Consider the following 13,524-nt stretch of genomic DNA (forward strand, 5'->3'; position numbering starts at 1 on the left):
AATTTAACGTAAACGGATATACGCTTCTACTATTTCATGGTTTACATTCAGGCTTTCAATTTTCTCTATCCCCTTTTGTATCAGGGTATCATGCTGTAAAGTAAGCGTGAATGAAAAGTGTTTGTCCTCCCAATCCCGGTAGGTACAATACTGCAGATGCTCTTCATACTTGTCGCCCACCAGGGTATAAGTGCCGGCACCGGAGCCATAGGCAACGTTAGCCGTATCTTTTCCCTTAGTTAAATCATGTTTGAAGAAAGCAAAGTGAGAACCATTGAACATCTTAATCATTTCTTCAGACTTTCCCGGCACCGGGTACGTGGTGGAGGTATCTCCGTTTTTAATCAACTTACTGTAGGCTAACTTCCAGGTACCGGTTATTGGTGAGGTGGCGGCAGCAGGAGCTTCCCCTACTTTTTTCTCTCCGCAGGAGGCAAGGGCAAATGCTATCATTCCAGTGACAGCCATTGAACGTAGATTCATATCAGTGAGTATTTAAATCCAATAAAGAGAGTTGCCTGGATGCTACACACTTTCATCAGGCCGGAGTACAACGTTACTCAAAACATTTTGATTTTAAAATACAACCCGTCAAACAAAAGGCCGGTACCCGCATGGATACCGGCCTGCCAGTAAAAAAATGATTTATCGTATTACCTGCAACTGGTTACTACCGGCCGGCTTATGTAGTATCAGATTATAAATTCTGTATTTACCATCCGAAGATGTACCCACCATAGCCGATTCTCCTCTTAATTCATCATCGGTACGCACCAGCCCCACTGCCTTTCCATCTCCATAAAATCTGAGTTCATAATGTTCCAGCGGCTCCATCTCCAGGTGGTAATTCCGGATCTCATCAAACCGTTTCCAGGTATCTTCTGCATCAGCTGGTTTATTGAAAAAGAATGCCTGTTCTATTTCTACCTCCCGGTTGTAGAGCAGGCCTGCAATAGCATCCATATCCCCCTTCGCCAGCAGCTCGCGGTAATGCTGATAAAATGCCACTACTTCTTTGGTCAGCTGTTCCTTATTTTCCTTTCTCAGGTCCTGACTCTGGCTCCAGCCCTTCAGCTGGTAAGGCACAGTAGCCTCAAAGTTGCCTTTGAATTCTACATAGGGAATATTACCAATTTGTACTTCCGGCATTTTATACTGAAAAAGCTGCTTATACTCCTGTTGCTTTTCTTTGTCATAATCTCCTACTTTAATTTTAATATTCAGGCCACAGTTGTGCGCTAGCAGGAAGGTGTCCATTTTGTCGTTATCGTCCATCCGTGGATACACCCGGATAGTAATATCCTGTTTACCGCTTTTTAGTACATTGGAAGAAACAGGCACAATTGCTCCACCCTGGTTTCCGCTTGTAAAACTTACCAGCGCAGGCATATCATTTACCAGTATTTCGTATGTACAGTTATAACTCTCAAAATCCAGCAGGAACCGGGGATTGTAGTCATATTTTTTAATTAACTTATAACTGTTCAGGTATTTTTCCTTGATGTTCTGATTCATGTTTTCTTTTTTGGCATTTGATCCCTGACCACAACTTTGCAGTGTAGCCATCAAAATAAAAACAACGGCTATTATCGATTTTCTCATCCGTCCGATTCTTTTTTGGTTAAGTATAACTTGGGCAATGATAACCTTTTCTCGTCAATTCCAATTTCAAAAGAAGCCTTCGGATTATAATCAAATATTGAATTATACTTCGCTGGTTTCCCCGCTACTTCCGGTGTTGGCGCAGCATCCTTCTTTTTCTTCTCCCTTGCTTTTTCCGAAACATTTATTTTTCCTTCCACCATTCCCTCAATTTTTATGCCTTCAAAAACAAGATCCAGGCCGAGGTAAAGCCCATTTTCATCGGAGCCAAAGATACCCTGCAGCCCCAGGCCGGATGAGCCTTCCAGCCCCATTCCGAATGACACTACTACTTTGGTTTTCAGGAAGGTAACCGTTTTTGCCAGGTTCAGTTTACACTCCACTTTCACTGAAATAAATGCCCCACCTTTAATCAGCTCTTCTTTTTTATCGGAGTGGCCAGCCTCTCTCGTAAACACATTACCTCCTATGGTATTATGTTTGAATGTGGCCTCCATATCTATCTTACCGATAATCGACACATTCAGCACCACCTTACTTTCATCGTCTGCCAGTAGGTACAATAAAGCATCCACTGTTTTCAGGATCGCGTAGGCGAGTGGATGACGGCGGCAAAGTAATTCCAGGAAATCCCATTTAACTTCCAATCCAATCAGCGGTTTTGCCTCCAGCTTTATCAGCACTGTTTTTCCGGCTCCCCACTGCTCCGACGATTTATCCACCGGCGGCATGGTTTCATAATACCAGGATGCAGCCAGCCCCACTTTCGGGAACTGCAGTTCATAATCCACCGGCTTACGTTGCATCTTACTGATCAGCCCCTGTATATTCTTATCGGTACTAGCCTTATTCTTATTAATGAAGGCATCAGGATCTTTTCCATCTCCTTCTACATCTGCTTTCGCAGTATATTTCCCCTCCAATATATCTTTCGCTCCCTGAGCCAGTTCCCATACCTTCCTGATCATGCCGCAGTACTTCTGCACCAACTCCTGGATGGGTTCTATGCTCTCCTTATCGTTATTCCATTCCACTTTGATGGAAAACTGGAACTTACGGAGCACTTCCAGCAATTCAGCGAATTTCCCGTTTGTTTTTACATCTGCCGGCGGCGCGTCTTTACTTTCGGGCAGCGCCATCATCTGCCCAATTTCGCGGGCATTGGTTTCGTTATAATGATCCAGTACAGGAGTGGGTTTGCTGTATTTGTCTTTCACCTTATCTCCTATCTTTTCCACACTCTCCATCCTGTTCAGCACAAAGCGCTGCATTTTACCGGTGATCCCTTTCCCTTTGTTATCGTTGGCAAACTTTTCCTTCAGCTGTTTGAAGTCTTCTTCCTTCATGTTAAACGCCAGGGCTGCGGTCCATTTAATGTCGGGGTAAATGGCGAAGTCGATGACATGTTTCCAGCGGCAGGTTTGTATGGTCACGGGGAAATGATCTACCTGGGCCGCCGGAATCCAGATATAGCCCAGTACTCTTTTGGCCAGTTCTACTTTGTCGAGGCCCTCGGGCATGTATTTATATTCGGCATCAAATTCCAGTTCTGTATCGGATGATTTAATCACACCAGAGAAAGAGCTGCCGGTCTCCCGTTTAAATTTGTAGTTATTCAGCTTTACTTCCACTTTCCCTTTGGCGGCGCTGTCGCTGTCTCCCGGCCGCTTTACGCCCGCCTTTTCATCTTCTTTTTTATATCCTTTTGCCAGGAAGCTGCTCAGGTCTATCACATGATCTTTATGTTTGGGAGTAGCGGTGCATTCCTCTGCATGTGTCACCAGGCTTTCCACCTTTAATTTGATCGTTTTTTTGGCGGGGCCTCCGCCGGCAACGATATTAAATGTTAGATTTTCCGATGGCTTGAAGTCCAGAATATTTTCATTGAAGATGGTTTGCAAGCCGTCGTCTTTGCTTTCTACGGTGATCATACCGTATTTGCAGGGCTGGAATCTTTGCGAGTTGGTGGGGATGTCTCCCACTATCACCGGTTTATTACCGCCATACATCAGGGGAGAATCTTTTACTTTTTCATCCTCTGTTACCGTGATAAAAGCTTTTTGCAGCGACTTGGAAATCTTACCGTTCTTGCTTTTCAGTACCGGGTATATCTTCAGGCTTTCTCCGGCACCGGGTTTCCAGAGGTCGTCGATAAACACATCGATGATGGCTTTTTGTACAAAGGCCTCATAGGTGATGGTGCCGGCGGCGGCAATCTTAGCCGTTTTCTTACCGTCTTTATCTTTTAAAACGTAGTCGGTTACCTGTTGTGCGCCGCGGGTGGTTTCATCATTCAGTATCTTGGTGATTTTCACCTGGCGCGTAAAATGTTTGATCGCATCGTCCGGGGTTTGCTTGCCTTTTTCGATGTTGGCTTTTCCGTCCGTACGCTCCCATGGTGGCAGGTCATCATCTGATGAGGTGGTGTCATGGTCCATCAGGAATATTTTAATTTCATGGCCATACATGGCCTGGGTATAGATATGCAGTTGTACGCTTTGCCTGAATTTCCTGGCGCTGCCGGTGATGATGGCGCCATCATTGTTGGGAGAATATTCCCGCCATTCGGCAGAGAGGAATGCCGGTTTACCTTTGGCGGCCACGAAATATCCGTGTGTGGCGGAATTGGTGGGCTCCTGTTCACCGAGTATGGGTTCTATCCACGCCAGGCCGCCACCTTCCACTATTTTAGGGAAGTTGGCATATACGAGTGGTCCTTTCAGGGCATCATTAACATCTTCTTTTTTGAAGGTGAGGGTGCGCAGCATAGACCAGATCCAGCGATACGCCGGTTTGTTGGCCGCTGCCGGCGCCTTCATGGGTATTGTAATTTTTGTTGGCGCCGGGATCTTTTCCACCATGGTCTTGATAGTGGTCATTTCTGCACGTATGGATCCTGCTTCGTTTAATACGGCAGTAGCTCTTTTGGCGTCAACGGTTCCTTTGGTAGCCGGAATGGTAACAACTAATTTTTTATTATCAGACATGGCTGTTGTTTTAGAATGGCTGCCCCTGTGGCAGCTTAATCAGGAATAAATCTTCTTCTGCTTTTTGTACATCCACCATAGGGTTCAGATGTGATTGCACTTCTTTATCAGCTTTTTCTGCATCTTTCTTTGTCATGTCGGCTGTTTGCCCATGGAAAGTAATGTCGATACAATCTTTGCCACCGATGGCACAGGTGCCTTTGCTGTCTTCCAATAAAATATTACTCCCTCCCGGTAGTACCACTTTATCATAAAACCCGCTCCAGGCGGTAATAGCCGGCTTACAAGGGTTATTATTCATTTTCTTGCAACTGCCGAAAGTATTGGCTTCAAAGGGCTGACCAATATCTTTGGTATTAGCCAACGGCTTTTCTGCACCATCTTTATCATTGATATAGTGTACCTGTTGGCTCTTTACTTTTAGTTTATCGGGGGTAGTGCCAAACTTGCACTGGCAGATGGCACCCTGGCATACCAAATGTTTTTCGCTCATATCCTGATTTTATCCACGCTTGAATAATGATGAAAAGAAGCTTTTCTTTTTCTCTCCTGCTCCGCCATCTCCATCGGGCATTACCACCTGCATAGTGGGCGCCGGCGCCTTGTCTTTTTCCCGCAGGTGATAGACAGAAAAACTAATTTTCTTTTCCCGGCCGGCCCCAAATTCCATCTGGCATTGGCCTATAATGGCGTTGATCGAATAGTCTTTATGGTATAACTTATAAACGATGTCCATGCTTCCTTTCAGTGGGGTATGTATGTCCTGCATCTGCTGCGACAAAGGCAGGTCTTTTTCCTGCAGCAGGTCTTCTGCACTGCGGGGGTCATTGCAATGCCCTTTTTGCTGAAGCACCAGACAGCCACTGTCGGTATGATGCTGTACCGGTTTTTGCGTTACCGCAAAACTTACCGGCGCCGTATAGGGCATCACCGGCAAATTGGCCGTGAGTGGCCGTTCTATGATATCGCTGCCCTGGTATACATTGGAGAAATAGAGTGCCATAAACCAATCGCGGCAAAGTGATTGATAAATATGCGCATGGCTGCTAACGGCGAGGTCCATGTATTCCACGATATCGTCCGTTACGTTGCCGGTAAAATATTGTGTTATTGATGGTTTGGCGGTTTCCCAGGCGGCAGCTATCTGTTCCTGGTTGGCCACCGCTGTAAACTGGCCGGCTTCATTTACGGTTACCTGTAGTGGATACAACACCTTACCACAGCTTTCGGCCAGCTTATCGATCATCTTTTCCGGCGCCTGATCGTTGATATATACCTGTCCTTTATTGATTTCAAAGAGGAACTGTGTCCCTAGTTGTTTTCGTATACAGCATACCGTTATTTCATAGCTGATGGTTTGCTGCGCACCAGGGGTATCGAAGGTATATGTAACACCGTAAGTTCTGTTCAGATGTATTGGGTTAAAGCGGAAAGCATTTGCCGCTACGGATGAATGATTCATATGGCTATGGCTTCTTTTTGTGAGTGCTTGTTGTGATCAAACGATTGGTTTGTACCAGCACATCATACACATATTTCCGGACGGATACCGGCAATGCGCTGGTATCTGAATCGATTTCGTAATACAGTGGTGGACGGTTAGTAAACCCCAGCTCTATCACTACCGCCGGTTGGTCGTGGCAATATACGCATCCCCATTTGGCCGTGTTGCCGGCGGTGAATAACAATGCAGGAATGGAATCAATGATAAACCGGCTTTGCTGCCACTGTTCAGCCGTTTGTTTTACTATCGAAGAATCGACTTTCGGGCCGTTGGTGTCCAGCCAGGTACGTTCCAGTGTGTGTGGCGTAATTTTATATTTTGCACGTACGCCCATAGACATGACGCCAAACTTTACCCAGTCCAGGGAATTGTTGGTGGTGGTAGTTTGTGCGGGTGCACAGGCGCTTGCCAGCAATAGTAATATAAAGGGAAACAAATATTTGCCCATACTAATAATTTGAAATTAAACTTCTGTCCTTCCTCATGATATCCCATTGCCATTTGAAAAACGAGCACATTTTCTCTCCTGCTTCAAATGGGTTACGGTTGCCATTCTTTTGCCAGGTGTAATCCATGATATTATCGGTATGGCCCTGGAAGAAAGTAAACGGCGGTGGTGTTAGTCCCGCCAGCGGGTCCCCGGCACTGAAGGTGTGTTGCAGCCCCAGTGAGTGGCCAGCTTCATGCAGGAGCGTGTGCCGGTGATTCAGTCCGTTCAGGAATATCACATATGCATTTCCCCATTGGAATTCCTTCATTACATTTCCGTCGGTGGAAGTTAAGCCCAACAGGGAGCCTGCCGGAGCATCTGTCAGGAATATATAGGTGCGTTTATTGGCATCTGCATCAATGCGGCCACCGGCAGGCTTATGCGCACCGTATTTTTCGTATAGCCGGATAATATCCTGCAGGTATTGATCTGACGAAAAAGGCCGGTTTCTGGCGTAAATATTATCCAGGCAGAAAGTAACATCATTGTCCGTGAATGGAAGGGTACTGATTTCGAAAGAAGTATCTGTCTTCAGTTCTGCCCTGATAAGTGCCTGGTTAAAAGAGTTTCTTTTAAACTGGTATTCGAAGTCCTTTACGTGTTTTTGCTCAATGGTAGCCATACTGGTGCCCTGGTAGCCTACTCTCACCAGTACCAGTTCCATTTTTGGAATTTCGTTGTTCTGGTATACCATCAATTTTCCCACTTCTGTTTTCTTATTACCAAGCTTTGCGAAAATCTTTATTTCTTCATGCTGTGACAGCGGGGCATCATGATTCACTACATTGATGGCGCCTTTCAGTGTATAATACATCACTCTTACACCGCCTGGCAGGATCTTCTTTTTCTTACCGCTGCCTATCAGTGTACCCATACTTATTTTCTGCGGAGTTACTTTGAGGTGAGGATTTTTACTTTCGAAGATAATTTCGGTACCGTCGTTGATTACTTCTTCAATTTCCTCCAGTTCCACGTCCAGCTGAGCGCCGTTTTTGTTCATGGAAGAGCCGTGTTTAAACTGTGCGGCGGTGGTATGTGGGAAGAGTGAAAGCCAGGCTGGGTAATAGTCTTTCCCATAAGGCTTTACCGGGTTCTTCACATCTTTCAGGTAAGTGCTTTTCACAGCGCCTACATTATCCGCTAAAGGCAGTGTGCTCATACAGGATTGGCCGTTATTATCCCGCTCTATAAAAAAGAGGGGATAAATATATTCATCCCGGACCCAGTCGAAGCCGTACTCGCCTTTGTAGTCGGCAGGTCTTCTCACATGTACCAGGAATTGTTTGAGTTGTTTTTCCTTTTGTTCGGGTGCTTTGTATTTATCGTAAATGATTTTATCGGTGCTTTTCAGCTTCACCTGGTTAGCGGCATTCAGGCTGATATCGCCATTGGTGGCGTACGTGACCGATTGTTCTGAATGTTCTACAATTGTTTTTGCTACAGAGATGATGTTTCCCATGTGATCTGCATATAGGAGTTAAAACATTTTTGCTTTATCGCCGCTTTTATTCACAATTTGTTTGGCGCTATGCATTTCAATATTTTCTTTCGTACTGTTCATGCTCACTTTCTCGGCGGTTTTCTCAATACTTTTAGCGGTGCGCTGCAGGGTATCATCCGCCACTTCTTTGATATTCGCGGCCAGCAGGCTGAAGTCTTTGGTAGCTGTTTGAGAAATATTTTTCCCGGCGCTCACCTGTATGTTTTCCTTTGCGGTGAAGCTGATATTTTTCGCGTTAACGGTAATATTTTCCGGTGCGCTGATATTGATGCTTTGTGCGCTGGTGTCTAATGTTACGATGTTACCGGCTTTATCGGTGATGGTGATGCTTTCGGCGCCATCCGTATCATCGAGGCGGATAATGTGACCACTGCGGGTTTTAATGACTTTCAGGTTATTCTGTGCATCGCCGAAACTCGTTTTGGCGTTACCGTTATATACGGTTCCCATCACCAGCGGGGCTTCGGCATTGCCAGCTTCAAAGTCCACCCACACCTCTTCGCCTGTTTCAGGGATAAAATAAAACCCTTTATCCGCTCCGCCATGTGGCGATACAATACGCAACCAGGGCGTACTGCCTTGTTGCTGCCACTGAAATTTCACCCGTACGCGGCCCAGTCCTTTGGGATCGTTATTATCTGTAACAACGGCGCTCTGTGGCTCGCAGTGAGGTATCAGTCCTACGTTGACGGTGGGCATGGCTGTTGCGGCGGGAATGGCTTCGAAAGTATTTTTATATAATCCGTTTTCGGTGCAATGATGTACCAGCTGTGTAACCACAAATTCGCCGTGATGTTCCTGTGACAGCACTGATTCATTCACGGAAATAATATCGCCGATGCGCAGGGCGCTTTGCTGGCTGGTACCTTTCAGTACAGCCATTTGTGACAGCCTCCCTTTTTTCTGCAGGGCAGTATATTTATCCAGTTCTGATTTGGCACTGCTGCTAACGGCCTGGTGGAGGTTATAGAGAGAAGTTTTCTTGTAGAGCCTTTCGCTCACTTCTTTCATATGGCTCGTGTATACGTCGAGGTTACCTGATGCAGCAGTGTTGGTATCATTGCTGACAACCTGGTTTTGCCGGTACTCAAACGCATGCAGGCGGCTATTATTGGATTTCACGGTGAGGTCGAGATGAAAATCGATCAGGTCTACCTGGTGTGTGAGTGTTGTTTTTTGCGGGCGATAGTTGCCGAACACTACTTTCTCTCCATCATAGAAAAACCATTCCCCGAAGCGGGCAGCGAGTCTTGATATAAACTGATAAGTAGTTTCTTTGTATTGTACAATGTACTTGAGCGCGTCGGTAGTAGCCGGATCTATTGCAGGAGATTTAGCGTAAGGTCCGCATCCCTTCAGCGCTTCCGAAACAATGGCCGACAGTGTTTTTTGTTCGAAACAAGCAATGTGTTCATCATCTTCCAATAGCATTGTAACACTATGTCCTTTGATAATACAAAAACCATGGGTACCGTCGCTGGCTTTGCCCATGCTGATGCCGTTTACAATGCCATTAAAAATTAACGGTTTATATACGCCATTGGCTTCTACTGGTTTTATGGAGATGGAAATTTCCTTGCCCAGGAACTCTTTACTGGCGCTGAACAGGCCTTTCCCTAATTTGGTAAGCCAGTCGTATCCAATCATAATTTCAAAGGCATGGTGTCCATTAATAGTTTGTTGCAGTTCCAGGGAATGAAAAGAGGTGAACTGGTGATCACCAATAGAAAATGAGGTGTGCGTATACAATGACATTTCGCAGCTTTTACAGTTTTTAATATGGTTATAAACAATATATCCTTTATCAGCGGCCATTTTCGGCGCATGAAAAATGATATGGGTCCTTAGTTCAAAATGGAATTATTCAGGAGCTGCCTGTTGAAATAAACGGGTTGAACACTCAACAGCAGATAGATATGGTTCCTAATAATCTGCAACTAATATACAACAAGTGGCAGAATTTTTAGCAAACGAAAACAAAAAATACCACCCATCACATTTAATACGCAAAAGAGCTCTGCCGTAGTAATAATATGCCCATGAACAATTAAGTTTACAAGCTCAAAATTACTACTATGTCCCCTACCCGTATAACCCGGCTACTGGCCGGCCTCCTGTTACTCGCATTGCCAGGTAGCAGTCAGCAAAAAATTCCGGCGAAAAATATCGCAGAGATCAGATCTATTGATCCTGCCGACACTGATTTTTCTGACCTTCAAAGTATCAAGACCGCCATTGGTGATGCCCGGATTGTATTACTGGGAGAACAAACGCATGGCGAAGGATCAACTTATCTAGCCAAAACAAGGCTCATTAAATACCTGCATGAGCAGCTGGGATTCAGTGTACTGGCGTTTGAAAGCGGTTTTTATGACATGGCCCGCATCTGGGAAAACACGCTCCACAACAGCCCCTTCAGGAAAGAAATTCCCGGTAGTTTATTTTACATGTATGCAGGCAGTAAACAAATGTTTCCTTTGTTTGACTATATACAATCGAAAGTGCATCAGCCGGATGAGCTGACGGTGACCGGGTTTGAGAGTCAGCATTCCGGAGAAAAAGCAAAAACATTGCTATTTCCTGATTTTGAATTTTTTCTGAAAGAAAGGAATCCTTCCCTGTTAGGGTCTGACTGGGAAATTTTCAAAAAACTCTCAGTCGCCACAATGGCCTCCAGGGCCTATCGTCCGACGGAAGACGAGAAAAAAATATTCTTCCGGGAACTGGCTGTCTTAAAAAAATCATTATCCCCGGATGATGTAACACCGGAAAATCATTTCATTGCATCCGGTGGTTTCTGGTACCGCGTGGTATGTAGCATTGAATCAGAAGCGTTGCGCTACTGGGAAATGGTATCCGGCAATGAAATGGCCGTAAGGGATCTGCAGATGGCGGAAAACATTATCTGGCTGGCAGAAAAAGTATACCCTGGTAAGAAGATCATTGTATGGGCGCATAATGTACATGTATCTAAAGGCACTACCGGGATCAAAACAGCGATTGATCCGGTAAATAACTTCTTCTCTACTTACAAACCGCTGGGCACAACAGTCCATCAACATTTCGGCAAGGCAGCTTATACCATCGGGTTTACCGGTGCGGCAGGTACCTTCATCGATTTCAATGATGGTAAACTGCAAACCATTCCACCGCTGGCCCCTAACAGTATTGAAGCCACACTTTCCAAAACAGGATACAAGTATAGCTTTACCAACTATCAATCATTAAAAGGTACGCCTGCACCGGGTATGCTGATGGATTATATACCTGGAACAGCGGTATGGCCGGACGTGGCAGATGGTTTATTCTTCATTAAAAACGTAACACCGGTAGACCGCTAATAGTCCCGCAGGCAGCCATCTATACCTCTACTTGTTGCTTTTTATAAAATAACGAGTAATTTCATCCCTCTTTCTCCGGATGTCGTTGGTGCCGACATACCTGATGATGCCAAAGATCACATATTATACACTTTAAATAAGGGATGATGAATTTAAAAGGATGGCTGCTTGCGTGGATAGCCTCCACCGGCAGCATAGCTGCGGTGGCACAGGAATACACATTACATTCGCCGGATGGAAAAACGGAATTACGTATATCCGTTAAAGATAGCATACGATATGCATTATCGTACAATGGGAAAGTGCTGTTACAACCAGCCACCATTGGGCTGTCAACTTCCATTGCGCCGGATGGCCCCTGGAAGGTAGCCAATACCAAAACCAGTACCGTATCACAATGGCTGCATCCGGTAGTGAAACAGAAATACGCCCTCATCGAAGATCATTACGACCAGTTACAGATCAACTTTAAAAACCGCTTTACACTGCAATGGCGTGCTTACGACAATGGTATTGCCTGGCGCTGGCTGGTGAACACCAAAGGCGCCTGGCAGGTGATCAACGAAGCTGCCAACTTTGCCCTGCAACCTAAAGACAGCACATGGTATCCCGTAGAAGATGGCTTCTTCTCTCACAATGAACGTCGTTATCAACACCTGGCAATAGATCAGCTCAAAGGAGCACAAAGCCTGGCCAGCTTACCCGCTTTGTTCAGTGTAGACGGCATTAAACTTCTTGTTACTGAAACGGCCTTGCTCAACCATGCCGGCATGTGGCTCAAAGGAGATGGCAGTAATACTGTACATGCCGTATTCCCGAACTACCCGATAAAGAAAGTGGCTACCTCGGACCGTGACGAACACGTGGAAACCCGCGAAAACTTCATTGCAAAGAAAGAAGGTGCAGCACAGCTTCCATGGCGTATTGTAATGATCGCTCCGGAAGATAAAGACCTGCTGGTAAATGAACTCCCCTATCAGCTGGCCGAACCCTCCACCGGCGACTACAGTTGGGTAAAGCCAGGTAAAGCGATCTGGGACTGGTGGAATAATAACAACGTATACCAGGTAGATTTTCGTGCCGGCGTTAACACCGCCACCTACAAATATTACATTGACTTTGCCGCCAGATATGGTCTCGAATACGTAATACTGGACGAAGGCTGGAGTGATACCAGGAGCCTTCTGAAAGTAGTACCGGAGATTGATATGGAAGAATTATCCCGTTATGCGGCGGCCAAAAAAGTAGGTATTATCCTGTGGGCGAACTGGCTGGCACTCGACCAGGAGCTGGAAGCCTCCCTCAACCTCTTCGCCAAATGGAACGTGAAAGGTATCAAAGTGGATTTTATGCAGCGTGATGATCAACAGATGGTCAACTTCTACGAAAGAGTAGCCAAAGCCGCTGCTGTACGCAAAATGCTGGTAGACTTCCACGGCGCGCACAAGCCTGCCGGCTTACAACGCACCTATCCCAACGTGATTTCCTTTGAAGGGGTATACGGGCTGGAACAAAGCAAAGGTGACGACAGCAAATCCATTTCTCCCGAACACAACGTAACTTTTCCTTTTATCCGTATGGCGGCCGGACCGGCAGACTATACGCCAGGAGCTATGCTGAATGCGCAAAAAGACGACTGGGCACCACATTGGACCAATCCCATGAGCATGGGCACCCGTTGCCACCAGTTGGCCATGTATGTAGTATATGAAAGCCCGCTGCAAATGCTGGCAGATAACCCTACGCACTACTACAAAGAAGCGGAATGCATGCAGTTCCTACAGGCGGTTCCTACGGTATGGGATACCACCATTGTGCAACAAGCCAGCGTAGGAAATTACATTCTCACTACCCGCAAAGCCACTAATGGCGACTGGTACGTGGGCGGTATGACTAACTTCTCCGCACGTACGTTAACACTGGATTGCAGCTTCCTGCCGGAAGGCAATTACACGATGCATGTCTGGAAAGATGGCATCAATGCAGATAGAAATGCGCAGGACTATAAGATGGAAGAAATTACTGTAGACCGGCATTCGAAAGTACCGGTGGTGATGAACATCGGCGGCGGCTGGGCAGCACGCATCGTGAAAAAATAA

The 13,524-nt window shown here is 45.9% G+C and carries 10 protein-coding genes; 2 read left to right on the top strand and 8 right to left on the bottom strand.

The annotated features are described in order from the left end of the window. Window positions 1-3: 3 nt before the first annotated feature. From AC5ZC7_RS25245 to AC5ZC7_RS25280, 8 genes are all read right to left on the bottom strand, one after another. Window positions 4-483 (bottom strand): hypothetical protein, encoded by a 480-nt coding sequence (locus AC5ZC7_RS25245; protein ID WP_496158290.1) that lies wholly within the window; start codon window positions 481-483, stop codon window positions 4-6. 162 nt (window positions 484-645) lie between these two features. Then, window positions 646-1,602 carry a hypothetical protein gene (locus tag AC5ZC7_RS25250; RefSeq protein WP_496158289.1) on the bottom strand — a complete coding sequence of 319 codons (957 nt, stop codon included), beginning with the start codon at window positions 1,600-1,602 and terminating at the stop codon, window positions 646-648. Then, the gene (locus AC5ZC7_RS25255; RefSeq protein WP_496158288.1) at window positions 1,599-4,589 is read right to left on the bottom strand and encodes a hypothetical protein; all 2,991 of its coding nucleotides are present in this window, start codon (window positions 4,587-4,589) and stop codon (window positions 1,599-1,601) included. The genes AC5ZC7_RS25250 and AC5ZC7_RS25255 overlap by 4 nt, the downstream gene beginning before the upstream one ends. 10 nt (window positions 4,590-4,599) lie before the next feature. Then, window positions 4,600-5,082: a PAAR-like protein gene (locus tag AC5ZC7_RS25260; RefSeq protein ID WP_496158287.1), complete on the bottom strand. Its 483-nt coding sequence runs from the start codon at window positions 5,080-5,082 to the stop codon at window positions 4,600-4,602. A gap of 9 nt (window positions 5,083-5,091) precedes the next feature. Then, window positions 5,092-6,051, bottom strand: coding sequence for a hypothetical protein (locus AC5ZC7_RS25265; RefSeq protein WP_496158286.1), 960 nt, complete (start codon window positions 6,049-6,051; stop codon window positions 5,092-5,094). 4 nt (window positions 6,052-6,055) lie between these two features. After that, complete coding sequence (locus AC5ZC7_RS25270) at window positions 6,056-6,541, bottom strand: hypothetical protein (RefSeq protein WP_496158285.1); 486 nt, start codon at window positions 6,539-6,541, stop codon at window positions 6,056-6,058. Window position 6,542: 1 nt separating this feature from the next. Beyond that, complete coding sequence (locus AC5ZC7_RS25275) at window positions 6,543-8,042, bottom strand: zinc metalloprotease (protein ID WP_496158284.1); 1,500 nt, start codon at window positions 8,040-8,042, stop codon at window positions 6,543-6,545. A gap of 18 nt (window positions 8,043-8,060) precedes the next feature. After that, window positions 8,061-9,839, bottom strand: a complete 1,779-nt coding sequence (locus AC5ZC7_RS25280) for a phage baseplate assembly protein V (protein WP_496158283.1) — start codon at window positions 9,837-9,839, stop codon at window positions 8,061-8,063. A gap of 320 nt (window positions 9,840-10,159) precedes the next feature. On the opposite strand from AC5ZC7_RS25280, the gene AC5ZC7_RS25285 reads away from it, so the two are divergent. After that, complete coding sequence (locus tag AC5ZC7_RS25285; protein WP_496158282.1) at window positions 10,160-11,425, top strand: erythromycin esterase family protein; 1,266 nt, start codon at window positions 10,160-10,162, stop codon at window positions 11,423-11,425. A 143-nt stretch (window positions 11,426-11,568) separates the two neighbouring features. Further along, window positions 11,569-13,524, top strand: coding sequence for a glycoside hydrolase family 97 protein (locus tag AC5ZC7_RS25290; RefSeq protein WP_511911277.1), 1,956 nt, complete (start codon window positions 11,569-11,571; stop codon window positions 13,522-13,524).

Source organism: Chitinophaga sp. 9-1-y (assembly GCF_059511905.2).

Excerpts from the sequence above, each read along its gene's own strand:
- AC5ZC7_RS25260 (WP_496158287.1), bottom strand. The coding sequence starts at position 5,082 with ATGAGCGAAAAACATTTGGTATGCCAGGGTGCCATCTGCCAGTGCAAG.
- AC5ZC7_RS25245 (WP_496158290.1), bottom strand. The coding sequence starts at position 483 with ATGAATCTACGTTCAATGGCTGTCACTGGAATGATAGCATTTGCCCTT.
- AC5ZC7_RS25265 (WP_496158286.1), bottom strand. The coding sequence starts at position 6,051 with ATGAATCATTCATCCGTAGCGGCAAATGCTTTCCGCTTTAACCCAATA.
- AC5ZC7_RS25280 (WP_496158283.1), bottom strand. The coding sequence starts at position 9,839 with ATGTCATTGTATACGCACACCTCATTTTCTATTGGTGATCACCAGTTC.
- AC5ZC7_RS25290 (WP_511911277.1), top strand. The coding sequence starts at position 11,569 with ATGATGAATTTAAAAGGATGGCTGCTTGCGTGGATAGCCTCCACCGGC.
- AC5ZC7_RS25270 (WP_496158285.1), bottom strand. The coding sequence starts at position 6,541 with ATGGGCAAATATTTGTTTCCCTTTATATTACTATTGCTGGCAAGCGCC.
- AC5ZC7_RS25250 (WP_496158289.1), bottom strand. The coding sequence starts at position 1,602 with ATGAGAAAATCGATAATAGCCGTTGTTTTTATTTTGATGGCTACACTG.
- AC5ZC7_RS25275 (WP_496158284.1), bottom strand. The coding sequence starts at position 8,042 with ATGGGAAACATCATCTCTGTAGCAAAAACAATTGTAGAACATTCAGAA.
- AC5ZC7_RS25285 (WP_496158282.1), top strand. The coding sequence starts at position 10,160 with ATGTCCCCTACCCGTATAACCCGGCTACTGGCCGGCCTCCTGTTACTC.
- AC5ZC7_RS25255 (WP_496158288.1), bottom strand. The coding sequence starts at position 4,589 with ATGTCTGATAATAAAAAATTAGTTGTTACCATTCCGGCTACCAAAGGA.